Source organism: Pseudomonas sp. PS01300 (assembly GCF_029960155.1).
In the GTDB taxonomy this organism is placed as follows: domain Bacteria; phylum Pseudomonadota; class Gammaproteobacteria; order Pseudomonadales; family Pseudomonadaceae; genus Aquipseudomonas; species Aquipseudomonas palmensis.
Map to the genome: position 1 here is coordinate 1 of NZ_JASCPN010000069.1, position 15,683 is coordinate 15,683.

General features: G+C 65.6%; 14 protein-coding genes. 9 read left to right on the forward strand and 5 right to left on the reverse strand.

The features are described 5' to 3' along the window. Positions 1–78: 78 nt before the first annotated feature. The gene (locus tag QMX96_RS23230; protein WP_043860139.1) at positions 79–717 is read right to left on the reverse strand and encodes a C40 family peptidase; all 639 of its coding nucleotides are present in this window, start codon (positions 715–717) and stop codon (positions 79–81) included. Between the two features lie 156 nt (positions 718–873). Between QMX96_RS23230 and QMX96_RS23235 the strand changes: the two genes are divergently transcribed. After that, complete coding sequence (locus QMX96_RS23235; RefSeq protein WP_043860140.1) at positions 874–1,296, forward strand: TM2 domain-containing protein; 423 nt, start codon at positions 874–876, stop codon at positions 1,294–1,296. Between the two features lie 40 nt (positions 1,297–1,336). Here QMX96_RS23235 and QMX96_RS23240 read toward each other — a convergent pair whose 3' ends face one another. The 3 genes from QMX96_RS23240 to QMX96_RS23250 all read right to left on the reverse strand — a co-directional run bounded on the left by QMX96_RS23240 (position 1,337) and on the right by QMX96_RS23250 (position 6,164). Beyond that, positions 1,337–2,029 (reverse strand): SPOR domain-containing protein, encoded by a 693-nt coding sequence (locus QMX96_RS23240; protein ID WP_043860141.1) that lies wholly within the window; start codon positions 2,027–2,029, stop codon positions 1,337–1,339. A 1-nt stretch (position 2,030) separates the two neighbouring features. Beyond that, positions 2,031–3,767 carry an arginine--tRNA ligase gene (gene argS / locus QMX96_RS23245; protein WP_043860142.1) on the reverse strand — a complete coding sequence of 579 codons (1,737 nt, stop codon included), beginning with the start codon at positions 3,765–3,767 and terminating at the stop codon, positions 2,031–2,033. Positions 3,768–3,944: 177 nt separating this feature from the next. Continuing rightward, positions 3,945–6,164, reverse strand: a complete 2,220-nt coding sequence (locus tag QMX96_RS23250; protein WP_058541787.1) for a primosomal protein N' — start codon at positions 6,162–6,164, stop codon at positions 3,945–3,947. A gap of 166 nt (positions 6,165–6,330) precedes the next feature. Between QMX96_RS23250 and rpmE the strand changes: the two genes are divergently transcribed. The 3 genes from rpmE to QMX96_RS23265 all read left to right on the forward strand — a co-directional run bounded on the left by rpmE (position 6,331) and on the right by QMX96_RS23265 (position 8,831). Continuing rightward, on the forward strand, positions 6,331–6,546 hold the full coding sequence (gene rpmE, locus QMX96_RS23255) for a 50S ribosomal protein L31 (RefSeq protein ID WP_043860144.1): 216 nt from the start codon (positions 6,331–6,333) through the stop codon (positions 6,544–6,546). A 32-nt stretch (positions 6,547–6,578) separates the two neighbouring features. After that, complete coding sequence (locus QMX96_RS23260) at positions 6,579–7,379, forward strand: thermonuclease family protein (protein WP_282362550.1); 801 nt, start codon at positions 6,579–6,581, stop codon at positions 7,377–7,379. A 183-nt stretch (positions 7,380–7,562) separates the two neighbouring features. Next, entirely contained in the window at positions 7,563–8,831 is a 1,269-nt protein-coding gene (locus tag QMX96_RS23265) for a malic enzyme-like NAD(P)-binding protein (RefSeq protein WP_043860148.1), read from the forward strand. 112 nt (positions 8,832–8,943) lie between these two features. Here QMX96_RS23265 and QMX96_RS23270 read toward each other — a convergent pair whose 3' ends face one another. Then, positions 8,944–11,376, reverse strand: a complete 2,433-nt coding sequence (locus QMX96_RS23270; RefSeq protein WP_173925097.1) for a penicillin-binding protein 1A — start codon at positions 11,374–11,376, stop codon at positions 8,944–8,946. Positions 11,377–11,550: 174 nt separating this feature from the next. On the opposite strand from QMX96_RS23270, the gene pilM reads away from it, so the two are divergent. The 5 genes from pilM to aroK are packed head-to-tail and all read left to right on the forward strand — an operon-like array spanning position 11,551 to position 15,650. Continuing rightward, positions 11,551–12,402 carry a pilus assembly protein PilM gene (pilM, locus tag QMX96_RS23275; protein ID WP_282362551.1) on the forward strand — a complete coding sequence of 284 codons (852 nt, stop codon included), beginning with the start codon at positions 11,551–11,553 and terminating at the stop codon, positions 12,400–12,402. Next, positions 12,399–12,929, forward strand: coding sequence for a PilN domain-containing protein (locus tag QMX96_RS23280; protein ID WP_282362552.1), 531 nt, complete (start codon positions 12,399–12,401; stop codon positions 12,927–12,929). Before pilM ends, QMX96_RS23280 begins: the two co-directional genes overlap by 4 nt. After that, on the forward strand, positions 12,926–13,831 hold the full coding sequence (locus tag QMX96_RS23285) for a pilus assembly protein PilP (protein ID WP_282362553.1): 906 nt from the start codon (positions 12,926–12,928) through the stop codon (positions 13,829–13,831). The genes QMX96_RS23280 and QMX96_RS23285 overlap by 4 nt, the downstream gene beginning before the upstream one ends. Positions 13,832–13,879: 48 nt before the next feature. After that, positions 13,880–15,127: a type IV pilus secretin PilQ gene (pilQ, locus tag QMX96_RS23290; RefSeq protein WP_282362556.1), complete on the forward strand. Its 1,248-nt coding sequence runs from the start codon at positions 13,880–13,882 to the stop codon at positions 15,125–15,127. Positions 15,128–15,131: 4 nt separating this feature from the next. Continuing rightward, positions 15,132–15,650 (forward strand): shikimate kinase AroK, encoded by a 519-nt coding sequence (aroK, locus tag QMX96_RS23295; protein ID WP_043859939.1) that lies wholly within the window; start codon positions 15,132–15,134, stop codon positions 15,648–15,650. The last annotated feature ends 33 nt before the right edge of the window (positions 15,651–15,683 follow it).

A 15,683-nucleotide genomic window follows, 5' to 3' on the forward strand; every position in this document is an offset into this window, starting at 1 on the left:
CAGCCTGCAGGGCCTGGTGAGGCGGGGAATCGGCAGCCTGGAAACGGCCAGGGCGAACGCGCGTTCGCCCGATCAGGTCTAGCGTTTGGCCAGGCGCAGCTGGGTTTGCGGCTGCTCCTTGGGCAGTACGCGCTTGGCGACCACGTAGTGGCTCTGCCAGTAGGGCTTGTTCAGGGTATCGATGCTGACCCGCTTGCCGCGCCGTGGCGCGTGGATGAAGCGGTCGTTGCCCAGGTAGATGGCCACGTGGTTGACGCGGCGACTCTTGATGTTGAAGAACAGCAGGTCGCCGGGCTTGAGATCCTTGCGGTCGACTTTCACGCCGTGGCCGCTGGCCATGGCGTTGGAGGTACGCGGCAGGTCGACCTCGTCGATGTCGTTGAAGGCGTACTTGACCAGCCCGCTGCAGTCGAAGCCCTTGCTCGGGCTGCTGCCGCCCCAGCGGTACGGAGTGCCCAGCACGTTCACCGCGCGGCTGAGCACATCGCTGCTCTGCTTGGCCGGCATCGAGGCGACCTGGCGGGTGGTCTTGGCGACCTTGGAAGAGGCGGCGGACGAGGTGACCTTGGCGTGGGCGCCCTTGGTCGAGCGTACGGCTGCAGTGCTGGTGGTGTGCACGTTGAAGCCGTTGGGAAGACGTTGCTCACGGTTGGTGGCGTGGGCGGCCAGTGGCAATAAAAGGCAAACAGTCAGCCATGTCTTGAAAAAAGGTCGCATGGGCAGGGCTCTTGTTGGTTAAGCGCGCAACTTTATAACAGCTTTTTGATCGAATTCTGGTCCGTTGGTCGATTGCAGAGGCGCCATACGTCGGCTGAGCACGTAAAAGTCACATTTTTTTTTAGAAAATTTCTCTCTAAACCGTGGAGGCTATGAATGAACAGTTATCAGCAACAGGCGCAGCCCCAGGACACCCACAGCAAGGTCCTCGGCTACCTGCTGTGGATCTTCGGTTTTACCGGGTCGCACCGTTTCTACTACGGCAGGCCGGTGACCGGCACCATCTGGTTCTGCACCCTGGGCCTGCTCGGTATCGGCTGGCTGATCGACCTGTTCCTGATCCCGAAGATGGACAGCGAGGCCGACCTGCGCTTTCACGCCGGCCCGCTGGACTACAGCCTGGCCTGGATCCTGCTGACCTTCCTGGGGATATTCGGCGTGCACCGCATGTACCAGGGCAAGTGGATCAGCGGCGTGATCTATGCCTTCACCGGCGGGCTGTTTCTGCTGGGGGTGCTGTACGATTTCTGGACGCTGAACACCCAGGTGTCGCTCAAGAACGTGCAGGCGCGGGCCTGAAAGCAGGCGGCCCGCTGCTGCGGGCCGCCGAACATCGGGGTTACTGGCGTATCTGGCGCTGTTGCAGCAGCAGGTTGTTGAAGCCGCTGCCGGCCAGTTGCTTCTGCGCCACTGTCAGCTGTTCGCGATTGCTGAACGGGCCGACCAGCACACGGTACCAGGTCTCTTCCTTCACCGTACCGGACTCCACCTTCACCGCCTGGCCGAGCAGGATGATCTGCGCACGCACCTTGTCGGCATCGGCCTCTTTGCGGAACGAGCCCGCCTGCAGGTAGAACTGCGTGGTGGCGGCCGGCTTGATCACCGGCGGTGCCGGTGGCGGGGTCTGCCCCAGCAGCGCGGCCTGGGCGCGGGCGGTGTCGATCTTGGCCGCCTCGGCCGGGGTCACCGGTGGCTGCGCCGGTACCGGCGGGGTTTTCTCCGGCACGGCTTCGGGCGGCACGATCACTTCCGACTCGGGCAGCAGTGTGTAGAAGTCGTACTTGGGCTTGACCGGCTGCTGCGGGCTCGGCGCGGTCTTGTTCGCCTCGGCGATCTTCTCGGCCTTCTGCTGGGCTTCAGGCTTGGTGCGCTTGACCTCGTCGCGGCTGGGCTCGAGTTTCATCAGGAACACGATGAACGCACCGACCGTGAGGCCGATGGCCAGCCACATCCAGCCCGGTATCGGTTGCTTGGCCGGGGCCTGGTAGCGGCTTGCGCCGCGCTTGGGAGCAGGTTTTTTCTTGGCAGCCAACTTACATGCGCTCCAGGGTTTCCAGGCCAAGCAGTTCCAGGCCCTGCTTGAGGGTGCGACCGGTCAGGGCGGCCAGGCGCAGGCGGCTCTGCTGCTGTTCGGGTGTTTCTGCGGCGAGGATCGGGCAGTTCTCGTAGAAGCTGGAGAACAGGCCGGCCACGTCGTAGAGGTAGCTGCACAGTACGTGCGGGGTACCTTTTTCGGCGACGTTGTTCAGGATTTCGCCGAACTGCGCCAGGCGCGCGGCCAGGTCCTGTTCCTGCGGTGCCTGCAAGCGGATCTCGCCTTCGACCTGGTCGAAGCCCTTGCCCAGCTTGCGGAACACGCCGGCCACGCGGGTGTAGGCGTACAGCAGGTACGGCGCGGTGTTGCCTTCGAAGTTGAGCATCAGCTCGAAGTTGAAGCTGTAGTCGCTGGTACGGTGCTTGGACAGGTCGGCGTACTTGACCGCGCCGATGCCCACCACCTTGGCGATGGCGCGCAGTTCTTCTTCAGGCAGCTGCGGGTTTTTCTCCTTGACCAGGGCGTAGGCACGCTCCTTGGCTTCGTTGAGCAGGTCGATCAGCTTCACGGTGCCGCCGTCGCGGGTCTTGAACGGGCGGCCGTCGGCGCCGTTCATGGTGCCGAAGCCCATGTGCTCCATGTCCATCGGGTGGGTCACGAAGCCGGCCTTGCGGGCCACCGCGAACACCTGCTGGAAGTGCAGGGCCTGGCGCTGGTCGACGAAGTACAGGGCGCGGTCGGCCTTGAGCACGCCGCTGCGGTAGCGCACGGCGGCCAGGTCGGTGGTGGCGTACAGGTAGCCGCCGTCGGCCTTGACGATGATCACCGGCAGCGGCTCGCCCTCGGCGTTCTTGAACTCGTCGAGGAACACGCACTGAGCGCCGTTGCTTTCCACCAGCATGCCCTTGGCCTTGAGGTCCTCGACCACATTGGCCAGGTCGTCGTTGTAGGCGCTTTCGCCCATCACGTCGGCCATGGTCAGCTTGACGTTGAGCAGCTCGTAGGTCTTCTGGCAGTGCGACAGCGAGATGTCCTTGAAGCGGGTCCACAGCTTCAGGCACTCGGGGTCGCCGGCCTGCAGCTTGACCACCAGGCCACGGGCGCGGTCGGCGAACTCGCTGGACTCGTCGAACCGCTTCTTGGCGGCGCGGTAGAAGTTCTCCAGGTCCGACAGCTCTTCGCTGGTGATCGGGTTCTCTTCCAGGTACGCCATCAGCATGCCGAACTGGGTGCCCCAGTCGCCCACGTGGTTCTGGCGTACCACATCGTCACCGAGAAACTCCAGCACACGGGCCACGGCGTCGCCGATGATGGTCGAGCGCAGGTGGCCGACGTGCATTTCCTTGGCCAGGTTGGGCGCCGACATGTCGATCACGACCTTCTGCGTGGCGCCGGCCTTGTGCACGCCGAGCCTGGCGTCGGCCAGTGCGGCATCCAGGCGCGAGGCCAGGGCCTGGGTGTTCTGGAAGAAGTTGAGGAAGCCCGGGCCTGCGATCTCCACCTTGCTGACCTGCGGGTCGGCGGGCAGGGCGGCGATGAGTTTCTCGGCCAGGTCGCGCGGCTTGAGGCCGGCGGGCTTGGCCAGCATCATCGCGATGTTGCTGGCGAAATCGCCGTGGGTCTTGTCCCGGGCGTTTTCCACCTGGATCGCCGGCGTCAGCCCGTCAGGCAGCACACCGTCGTTGACGAGTTGGGTGAGGGCTTGCTGGATCAGCTGGCGAATGGTGTCTTTCATGGGCTTCTCTTTCGACCGCAAGCGCGGCGGCGCCTGGATGCGCAGGTGGAAAAACTGGGTATTATCCGTTGCCGGGGCGAGGTTGCCAACCTTTAGGGCCCTTTGGCCAACAATGCAGGCTCTGCAGAGGGCCAGGGCTCATCAAACCTGTAGGAGCCGGCGTTGCCGGCGAAGCGGTCAGTACAGGTCGACCGGGTCCACATCCAGCGACCAGCGCACCTGTCGCCCGCTCGGCATCTGCTCCAACACTAACAGCCAGGCGCTCATCAGACGATGCAAGGATGCCCTTGCATTGGCCTGCAACAACAATTGCGCACGAAAACGTCCCGCCCGTCGCTCCATCGGCGCCGGCACCGGGCCCAGCAGCTCGATGCCGTGCAGGTCGTGCTCTGCCAGCAACTGCTCGGCGGCGCTGCAGGCCTCGTCGAGAAAGCTCTCGGCCTGCCCCGGCTTGTGCGCCTCGGCGCGCAGCAGCGCCAGGTGCGCGAAGGGCGGCAGGCCGGCGGCGCGGCGCTCGCTCAGGGCCTGTTCGGCAAACGCGAAATAGCCCTGCTCGGTAAGCTGTACCAATAGAGGATGATCGGCCAGGTGCGTCTGGATGATCACCTTGCCTGGCTCCTCTGCACGCCCGGCACGCCCTGCCACCTGCACGATCAGTTGGGCCATGCGCTCGCTGGCGCGAAAATCCCCGGAGAACAGCCCGCCATCGGCATCCAGGATCGCCACCAGGGTGACCCGCGGAAAGTGGTGCCCCTTGGCCAGCATCTGGGTGCCGACCAGGATGCACGGCTCGCCGCGCTGCACTGTGGCGAACAGCTGGTTCATCGCGTCCTTGCGCGAGGTGCTGTCGCGGTCCACGCGCAGCACCGGGACATCCGGAAACAGAATGCTCAGGCGCTCTTCGGCGCGCTCGGTGCCTGCACCTACCGGGCGCAGGTCCACATGGTTGCACTGCGGGCACTGGCGCGGTACGCGCTCGTCATAGCCGCAGTGGTGGCAGCGCAGTTCGCCGGAGCGCTGATGCACGGTCATGCGCGCATCGCAGCGCGGGCATTCCGACAGCCAGCCGCAGTCGTGGCACAGCAGCGTGGGGGCAAAGCCGCGACGGTTGAGGAACACCAGCACCTGCTGGCCTGCGGCCAGGGTCTGGCCGATGGCCTGTTGCATCGGCCCGCTGATGCCGCTGTCCAGCGGCCGGCTCTTGACGTCCAGGCGCAGGAAGCGCGGCGCCTTGGCGCCGCCGGCGCGGTGGTTCATGCGCAGCAGGCCGTAACGGCCGGAGTAGGCGTTGTGCAGGCTTTCCAGCGATGGCGTGGCCGAGCCCAGCAGGATCGGGATGTGCTCCTGGTGCGCGCGCACCAGGGCCAGGTCGCGGGCGTGATAGCGCAGGCCTTCCTGCTGCTTGTAGGAGCCGTCGTGCTCCTCGTCGATGATGATCAGGCCCGGGTTCTTCATGGGCGTGAACAGCGCCGAGCGGGTGCCGATGATGATGTCGGCCTCGCCATCACGGGCCGACAGCCAGGCTTTGAGGCGTTCGCGGTCGTTGACTGCCGAATGCAGCAGGGCAATGCGCGCATTGAAGCGCTGCTCGAAGCGCGCCAGGGTCTGCGGCCCGAGGTTGATCTCCGGAATCAGGATCAGCGCCTGCTTGCCGGCCTCCAGGGTTTCGCGGATCAGTTGCAGGTAGACCTCGGTCTTGCCGCTGCCGGTGACCCCGGCCAACAGAAAGGCATGGAAGCTGCCGAACCCTGCCTGCACCGCATGAAACGCCGCCTTCTGCTCATCGTTGAGCGGCAGTTCGGGCTGTGCCAGCCAGTGTTCGTGGCGCGCCGGCGGGGCATGCCGGCGTACCTCCACCTGCACCAGCTCCTTGGCCAGCAGCAGGTCGAGGCTGTCCTTGCTCAGTTTGAGCTTACTCAGCAGGCCGTGGGCCACGCCGTGCGGATGCTGCGCCAGGGTGGCCAGGGCATCGCGCTGGCGCGGTGCGCGGGCGATGCGCGGGTCGTCGTGGCGCGCCCCCGGGGCCACCTGCCAGAAGCGTTCCTGGTGCGCTTCGGCCGGCTCGCCCTGGCGCAGCAGCACCGGCAGCGCCCAGCTCAGGGTGTCGCCCAGGCTGTGCTGATAGTATTGCGCGGTCCAAACGCACAGCTTGAACAGGGCTGGCGGTATCGGCGATACCGGGTCAAGCAGGGCGATGGCAGGCTTGAGTTTGTCGGCGGGCACCTCGCTGTGCTCGCACACCTCCACCAGGATGCCGATCATCTCGCGGCGCCCGAACGGCACGCGCAGGCGCATGCCGGGGGTGAATGCGGTGTGCGCCATGCTTGCCGGGGCCCTGTAGTCGAACAATCGCCGCAGGGGCGAGGGCAAGGCAAGGCGAAGGATGACGTCGGACACGCGCAGGGTCTCTGAAGGGCAATTCGGTAGCCGCCGAGCCTAGCAGACGACAGTCGGTACAAGCGACAACTTGCGCTGATGGCATGCTCTGGTATTATTCGCCGCCTAATTACGTGCGGTATTCAACAATGGTGTTGGGTGGCGGCACGCAGTCGAGGAAGTGACCATGAAACCAGAAATTCATCCGAATTATGAAGCAGTCGCAGTCACCTGCAGCTGCGGCAATGTGTTCCAGACCCGTTCGACCCTGTGCGCCCCACTGGCCACCGACGTCTGCAACGAGTGCCACCCGTTCTACACCGGTAAGCAGAAAGTGCTGGACACCGGCGGCCGCGTACAGAAGTTCGCCGACCGTTTCGGCATGTTCGGTGCCAAGAAGTAAGACGGCGCGAAGCTGGCCCCATGGGCTTGGCAATGCTGTTGAAGAAGAAGGCGTCCCTGGTGGGCGCCTTTTTTGTGGCCGCGATCTGGCAGTTGCCGGCGCAGGCGCTGTGTACGCTGCCGGCCGACGCGCAGCGCGAGGTGCAGAGCGTTGCGGTACGCCAGGTGATCGACGGCGATACCTTGCGTCTGAAGGATGGGCGCAATGTGCGCCTGATCGGCATCAATGCTCCCGAGATCGGGCGCAAGGGGCGGCCCAGCGAGCCCTATGCGGTGGCCGCGCGCCAGCGTTTGCAGGCCCTGGTCAAGGCCAGTGGCGGGCGGGTCGAGCTGCTGCCGGGTACAGAGCCGCGCGACAAATACAAGCGCACCCTGGCCCATGTGTTCGACCGCTCTGGTCACAATCTGGAAGAACAACTGCTGGGCGAGGGTCTGGGTTATCGCATCGCGGTAGCGCCCAACACCGCCCTGCGCGACTGCCATCAACAGGCTGAACAGGCCGCCCGCAGCGCCCGCGCGGGGCTGTGGGGCCAGCCGCCGGTGATTGCGCCGGGGCACCTGCGCCAGGCCGGTTTTGCGCTGGTCGCTGGCCAGGTTCAGTCGGTCGAGCACAGGGGTGGCGCCATCTGGATCGAGTTGGGCCATTCGCTGGTGCTTCAGGTGCCGGCCAGGTTGTCGCGCAACTTTGCGACTGATTTCACCGACGGCCTCGAAGGCCGACGCGTCGAAGCCCGCGGTTGGGTGCTGGATCGTTCCCGCAAGGGCGGGCTCAAGCCGGGTCAGGCGCGCTGGATGCTGCCACTCACCGACCCGACGATGCTGGAAAGACAATAAAGATAATAAATTGTGAACATTTTAAAAATGGATTGTACACACTGAAAGCCTTGCGGGCTGCGGCTCTTGGCTTAAAGTCGTAGGCTAAAGGCCTTGACACAAGTGACCGGGCAGTCTTGTCGGCCCATTGCTCTTTGCGTATCCTCGGCGGTCCGTCAGAACAGTAAAAGCGGAATGCCCATCATGTCAGATTTGAAAACTGCCGCTCTCGAATACCATGCTCAGCCTCGTCCGGGGAAACTGAGCGTAGAGCTCACCAAACCGACCGCGACTGCTCGCGACCTGGCGCTGGCCTACAGCCCGGGTGTTGCCGAGCCAGTACGTGAAATCGCCCGTGACCCGGAGCTGGCCTACCAGTACACCGGCAAGGGCAACCTGGTAGCAGTCATTTCCGACGGCACCGCCATCCTCGGCCTGGGCAACCTGGGCCCACTGGCGTCCAAGCCGGTGATGGAAGGCAAGGGTGTTCTGTTCAAGCGTTTCGCCGGTATCGACGTGTTCGACATCGAAGTCGATGCCGAAAGCCCGCAGGCCTTCATCGACACCGTCAAGCGCATCTCGATCACCTTCGGCGGCATCAACCTGGAAGACATCAAGGCACCCGAGTGCTTCGAGATCGAGCGCGCGCTGATCGAGCAGTGCGACATCCCGGTGTTCCACGATGACCAGCACGGCACCGCGATCGTGACCGCGGCCGGCATGATCAACGCCCTGGAAATCGCGGGCAAGACCCTCGCCGATGCCAAGATCGTCTGCCTGGGCGCCGGTGCTGCGGCCATCTCCTGCATGAAGCTGCTGGTGAGCATGGGCGCGAAGATCGAAAACATCTTCATGGTCGACCGTACCGGCGTGATCCACGCTGGCCGTGACGACCTGAACCAGTACAAGGCGGTGTTCGCCCACGCTACCGACAAGCGCAGCCTGGCCGATGCCCTGGAAGGCGCTGACGTGTTCGTCGGCCTGTCCGGTCCGAACCTGCTGAGCCCTGAAGGCCTCAAGTCGATGGCACCGAATCCGATCGTGTTCGCCTGCTCGAACCCGGACCCGGAAATTTCGCCGGAGCTGGCCCACGCCACCCGCAGCGACGTGATCATGGCCACCGGTCGTTCCGACTACCCGAACCAGGTCAACAACGTACTGGGCTTCCCGTTCATCTTCCGTGGTGCCCTGGACGTTCGCGCCAAGCGCATCAACGAAGAGATGAAGATCGCTGCCGCCAACGCCCTGAAAGACCTGGCCAAGCTGCCGGTGCCCAAGGAAGTCTGCGCTGCCTACGGCGTCGACGCGCTGGAATTCGGTCGTGAGTACATCATTCCGAAGCCGATGGACGCACGCCTGATCACCGTGGTTTCCGATGCCGTGGCCAAGGCTGCGATCGAAAGCGGTGTGGCGACCCTGCCGTATCCGAAGAACTACCCGCTCAAGAGCGTGGATGACGTGTTCAACGGCTGAGCCGTTGTAGCGTTGTAGCAAAAAGCCCCGGCTCGCGAGAGTCGGGGCTTTTTGTTTGGGGCTGGTAATTGTGCTGGCCAATGGGCTGCAGGGCAGCCCCCGGGTTACCCCATCAGAACAGATCGATCGGCGCCGACTCGTCCGCCGGCAGCGGGCTGCCTGGCGCACTGCCACCCAGCTCGTTGACCGACGGCGGGGTGTCTTCGGCCTTGAACAGCTCGAAGTACGCATCAGGCGTGCTCGGCGTGGCCGCACGGCCGCTCACCGGGTCCACCCGCAGGCTGAGGATGCCTTCAGGCTGCGGCAGCGTGTGCATCGGCTTGTCCTTGAGCGCGGCGCCCATGAAGCTCATCCAGATCGGCAGCGCCACGGTACCGCCATACTCGCGACGGCCCAGGGTCTCGGGCTGGTCGAAGCCGCTCCATACGGTGGTCACGTAGTCGGCGTTGTAGCCGGAGAACCACGCATCCTTGGACTCGTTGGTGGTACCGGTCTTGCCCGCCAGGTCGGTGCGCCCCAGCGCCAGGGCACGTCGCCCGGTGCCACGCTTGATCACGTCCTGCAGCATGCTGGTGAGGATGTAGCTGGTGCGTCCGTCGATGATCTGCTCGGCCACCGCCGGCACCTGCGGCGCCACCGCACTCACGTCGGCGCCCAGTGCCGCATCGGTGACGATCGGCGTTTCGGCGGCGCCAATCCCGGCCTCGTCCTGATGCCCCCGAGGCACGCTGGGCGGGTTGGCGGTGAACAGCGTCTCGCCATTGCGGCTTTCGATGCGGTCGATCAGGTACGGGGTGATCTTGTAGCCGCCGTTGGCAAACGCGCTCCAGCCGGTGGCGATCTCCATCGGCGTGAGGGTCGCGGTGCCCAGCGCCAGCGACAGGTTGCGCGGCAGGTCCTGCTTGTTGAAGCCGAAACGGGCGATGTAGTCGATGGTCTTGTCCACGCCCATGGCCTGCAGCAGGCGGATCGATACCAGGTTGCGCGACTTGTACAGCGCCTCGCGCATGCGGATCGGGCCAAGGAAGGTGTTGGTGTCGTTCTTGGGTCGCCACACCTTGTCCAGGTACTCGTCGACGAACACGATGGGGGCGTCGTTGACCAGGCTGGCGGCGGTGTAGCCGTTGTCCAGCGCCGCGCTGTAGACGAACGGCTTGAAGCTCGAGCCCGGCTGGCGCTTGGCCTGCATGGCGCGGTTGTAGTTGCTCTGCTCGAACGAGAAGCCGCCCACCAGAGCGCGGATGGCGCCGTTGTTCGGGTCCAGGGTCACCAGTGCGCTCTGGGCGCCCGGCACCTGGCTGAACTTCAGTTCGCCTTCGCCGGTGCGTTGCACGCGGATCACGTCGCCGACCTGGGCCACATCGCCCGGCTGCTGCGGGGCGCGGCCCTGGCTGTTGGTGTTGAGGAATGGGCGGGCCCATTTCATGGTGTCCCAGGCCACGGTCTCGGTCTGGCCCGACTTGGTCAGCACCTGCAGGCCGGTCTTGTCGACCTGGGTGACGATGGCCGGTTCCAGCCCGCCCAGTGGGCGCAGCTTGGTCAGTTCCTGCAGCCAGGCGGCCTGGGTCTTGCCCGGCAGGCGCGACTCGGGGCCGCGGTAGCCGTGGCGGTGGTCGTAGGCACTGAGGCCATCGAGCACGGCGCTGTTGGCCATTTCCTGCAGGTCGCTCGGCACCGTGGTGGTCACGCGGAAACCTTCGGTGTAGGCGTCGCTGCCGTAGCGGCCGACCATCTCGGCGCGGGCCATCTCGGCGATGTACGGGGCATTCACCTCGGGCGTCGGCACGTGGTAGCTGGCGTTGATCGGTTCGGCCAGGGCAGCCTGGTAGCTGGCTTCGTCGATCTTGCCCAGCTTGTACATGCGCCCCAGGATCCAGTCGCGGCGTTCCTTGGCGCGCGTCGGGTTGGCCAGCGGGTTGAAGCGCGACGGTGCCTTGGGCAGGCCGGCGATCATCGCCATCTGCGCCAGGCTCACGTCACGGATCGACTTGCCGTAGTACACCTGCGCTGCGGCTTCGATGCCGTAGGCACGGTTGCCCAGGTAGATCTTGTTCACGTACAGCTCGAGGATCTCGTCCTTGGTCAGCTCGCGCTCGATCTGCAGGGCCAGCAGGATTTCGTTGGTCTTGCGCGAGAAGCTGCGTTCGCTGCTGAGGAAGAAGTTCTTCGCCACCTGCATGGTGATGGTGCTGCCGCCGGTCTGGATGTGTCCGGACTTGAGCAATTGTGTTGCAGCGCGCATCAGGCTGCTGGGGTCGACCCCATAGTGATTGGCGAAGTTGTCGTCTTCGGCGGACAGCAAAGCCTGGATGAAATGCGGGGGAATGTCGGCGAAACGGATGGGAGAACGCCGCATCTCGCCGAACTCGGCAATCAGCTTTCCATCGCTGCTGTATACCCGCAAAGGGATCTGCAACTGGATGCTTCTCAGGGCCTCTACCGAGGGCAGGCTGGGGCTAAGATACAGAAACGCGCCGCTCAGACCGAGCACGACGGCACAGATGACTGCGACGAAAGACCACCAGAAGAACTTCAGCAGGCGTATCAAGGCTTTGGGGTGTCCAGTTTGAAATATGGATTGAGCGCAGGGCTGATCGACGAGAAAAAACGCTGGGCATTATAAGCAATTTTCACTGTGCCGCGTGGGTTGCGCGGTGCACGGGCTGACCGGTGCCCTGTCTGGGGGCCGGTCGAAGCAGGCGGATGCCAGGGAAAGCCAATGTTTGGACGTTTCGGCAAGGATGCCGGTTCACTGCTGGGTATCGATATTTCATGTTGCGCGGTGCGATTGCTGCAGCTGCGGCAGGTGGCAGGGTCCTTCGAGGTGCGTGCGCAGGCCGTGCAGACGCTGGCGGCGGGCGTGCTGCAGGACGGCCGGGTGGCCGACCCGGCACAGCTGGCGCAGGTGCTGGGCGATGCCCTGGCCCGCAGCGGTGCCACCTTGCGCGAGGCGGCGCTGGCGATTCCGGCCGCGGCCGTGCTGAGCAAGACCGTGCAGGTGCCGGCGGGGCTGGCAGAGGATGCCCTGATTGCTCGCCTGTGCCATGAGGCCGAACCTTTCATACCCTTTGCCCTGGACGAGGCGGCCTTTGATTTCGAGTGCCGCGGCTCGGTCGCGCACGACCCGTGCTACGAGGCGGTGGGGGTGTATGCCTGTCATCAGGGCTGGCTCGATGGGCTGGAGGCGGCACTGGAGCTGGCAGGCCTGCGTGCGCGGGTGGTCGAGACCGACAGCCTGGCGTTGTTGCGCGCGGTCGGGGCGGACGATGACGCGGTCGCCGTGGTGCGGGTCGAGCCAGGGCACTGGGCGCTGCATGCACAGCACCAGGCATGGCGTGCCGACGCGGGTGCAGCGGCCGATGTGCCGCAGGCGTTGGCTGCCTGCATCGAACGCTGGTTGCAGGCCCTGGAGGACCCGGCACCGGCGCGGCTGGTGCTGACCGGGGCGGCTGCCGATTCGGCCCGGGCGCTGGAAGTGCAGCGTCGGCTGGGTATCGAAACCACGGTGTTCGATGCCGCCGAACCCGCGCTGGCGCTGGCCTATGGGCTGGCGATGAGGCGTGCCCCGTGAGGCGCGATATCAACCTGCTGCCGTGGCGGGCCTGGCAACGCCAGCGCAGTGTGCGGCAGTTGCAGGGGTTGATGCTGGTGGCTCTGCTGCTGGGGCTCGCCATCGTGGTGCTGCTGGACCGGCATGGCGCCTATCGCCTGGCGCAGCAGGGGCAGGCCAATGCGGCCCTGCGCGATGCCATCGCACGGCTTGAGGGCCCGCTGGCGGAACTGGCCGACCTGACCGCCCGGGGCGATGCGCTGCAGGAGCGCATCCAGGGGCTGGATGCCGTGCTGCGCGCCGCGTCCCCAGGTGGTCAGGTGCTTGCACCGCTGGCCACGCGGGTGCCACAAGGGCTGCAACTGATTGCACTGGCGCTCGAGGGCAGCGCGCTGCGCCTGGAGGGGGTGGCACAGGGGCGGGCGTCGGTCACTCAACTGCTGCGCAATCTGGATCAGGCCCCTGGCCTGGGCGAGGTGCAGTTGCAGGAGATCAAGGCCACGGCCGCCGGCGAGGTGTTCCACCTCAGTGCGCAGGTGCAGCCATGAGCCCGGCTCTCGACTGGTACCTGGTGGCAGCGTGGCCTCGGCGGTACAAGGCGCTGTTGCTGGCGGCTTGCCTGCTGCTGGCGCTCGGTAGCGGTTATGGGCTGCACCTGCGCGGGGCGAACGCTTCGCTTGAGCGGGCGCTGGCGCGTGGAGCCGAGTTGCAGCAGGCCTGGCAGGCGCAGGCAGACCAGGTCGCCCGGCTGGACGAGCAGCAGGCCCGCTTGCTCGGCCTGGAGCAACGCCTGCGGGAGGCCCAGGCCCGGCTGCTGCCAGCGGGCGGCATGCCCGGCCTGCTGCAGGCTGTCGCCCGGGCCGGACGGGGCCTGGTGTTCGAGCAGGTGAAAGTGTTGCCGGCGCAGCCGCAGGCCCTGCATGTCGAAATGCCGGTGCACCTGCAGGTGGTGGGCGACTTCGCCGCGCTGGCCGGTTTTGTCGACGCCCTGGCCACGCTGCCTGAGCGCGTGACCCTGCATGACCTTCACCTGGCGCCGCTGGCGGGGCGTGGGCAACTGCGTCTGCAGATGCAACTCAAGGCCTATGCGTCCGGCCTGCCGGTCGACCCCGTGGCGCAGCCGGCGCCGGTGCTGGCGGAGGCGCGCGATCCCTTTGCCGCGCCGCCGCCCGCAGCGCTCGAATTTGCGCTGGAACACGTGCCGCTGGAACAGATGGAACTGGTCGGGCACCTAGCCGACCGCCGCGGCGGGGTGGCGTTGATCCGTGTTGCGGGGGCGCTGTACCCGTTGCGCGAAGGTGACCGGCTGGGGCCGGACAAGGGGCGGGTGGTGCGCATCGATGCGCAGCAGGTCGAGCTCGAGGAGCAGGTATGGGTCGAGGGCGCCGGCTGGGTGGAGCGCTCGCAGGTGATCGAAGCCAATGGGGTGGCTCGACACGTCGTCAACTGACCAGGGAGGTCGTGGATGAACAGGATGTTCAGCCTGTGTGCGGTACTGATGGTGGCGCTGCCGGTAGCAGGTGCAGGCCTTGGGGCCGAGGGGGCAGGGTATGGCGGCGAGTCGCTGTCGTTGAGTTTCCAGGATGTCGAGGTGCGTTCGGTGCTCAAGGTGCTGGCCGACTTCACCGGGGTCAACCTGGTGGCCAGTGATGCAGTACAGGGCAAGGTGACCCTGCGCCTGCACGAGGTGCCCTGGGAACAGGCACTGGACTTGGTGCTGCGCAGCAAGGGCCTGGGTCGGCGTCAGGAGGGCAACGTGCTGCTGGTGGCGCCTTTGGCCGAACTGGCCGGGCACGATACCCAGGCCCGTGCGGCGCAGGCCCCGCCCACGCTGGTGCGCGAACTGCTCACGGTCAGCCATGCGCGGGCCGGGGACATCGTGCAGCTGTTCCAGGCCATGGTCGAGGACGACGACCCCGGCGCGATCACGGTCGACGAGCGCACCAACACCATCATTGCCAGCCAGCCGTCGGCACGCCTGGCCGACCTGCGGCGGCTGCTCGCGCAGCTCGATGTACCGGTTCGCCAGGTGATGATCGAGGCGCGCATCGTCGAGGCCAATGTCGATTACGAAAAAAGCCTGGGGGTGCGCTGGGGCGGGGCGGTGCAACTGGGCGGCGGCCTGCGCGCAGGCGGGTTGGGCGCCGACGGGCTGCCGTTCGTCGACCTGGGGGTGGAACGGGCCACCTCGGGTATCGGCCTGGGGTTGGTGCGCGACAGTGTGCTGCTCGACCTGGAGCTCAGCGCGATGGAAAAGACCGGCAATGGCGAAATCATCTCCCAGCCCAAGGTGGTCACCGCCGACAAGGAAACCGCGCGCATTCTCAAGGGTACCGAGGTGCCGTATCAGGAGTCGGGCGCCAACGGCACCACGTCCACCACCTTTCGCGAGGCCTCGCTGTCGCTGGAGGTGACCCCGCAGATCACGGCCGACAACCGGGTGATCATGACGGTCAAGGTCACCAAGGACGAGCCGGACTACCTCAATGCCCTCAACAGCGTGCCGCCGATCCGCAAGAACGAGGTGAATGCCAAGGTTCAGGTGGGGGATGGCGAGACCATCGTGATCGGCGGGGTGTATGCCACCGTGCAAAGTAATGTTGTCGACAAGGTGCCATTTTTCGGCGATGTGCCGTATGTTGGGCGGCTGTTTCGTCGCGCTGTCATCCAAGAGAAAAAATCCGAGCTGCTGGTCTTCCTGACTCCGCGTATCATGAGTGACCGGGCGATTGCTGTGAGTCGTTGATTCTGTGCGAAATTTGATACTTGTAGGGCCGATGGGTGCAGGTAAGAGCACCATCGGTCGCTTGCTGGCCAAAGAGCTGCGCCTGCCGTTCAAGGATTCCGACAAGGAAATTGAGCTGCGCACGGGCGCCAACATCCCGTGGATCTTCGACAAGGAAGGCGAGCCCGGCTTTCGTGATCGCGAGCAGGCGATGATCGCCGAGCTGTGCGAGGCCGACGGCGTGGTGCTGGCCACCGGCGGCGGTGCGGTGATGCGCGATGCCAACCGTGCGGCGCTGCATGCCGGGGGGCGCGTGATCTACCTGCACGCCTCGGTGGAGCAGCAGGTGGGGCGTACCGCCCGTGACCGCAACCGGCCGCTGCTGCGCACGGCCAACCCGGAGGCCACGCTGCGTGCCTTGCTCGAGTTGCGCGACCCGCTTTATCGGGAAATCGCCGACCTGGTGGTGGAAACCGACGAGCGGCCGCCGCGCATGGTGGTTCTGGATATTCTGGAGCGCTTGCAGAAGTTGCCGCCCCGTTAAGGCTTGACTATCCTCGGCGGCCAGTCATGCCCT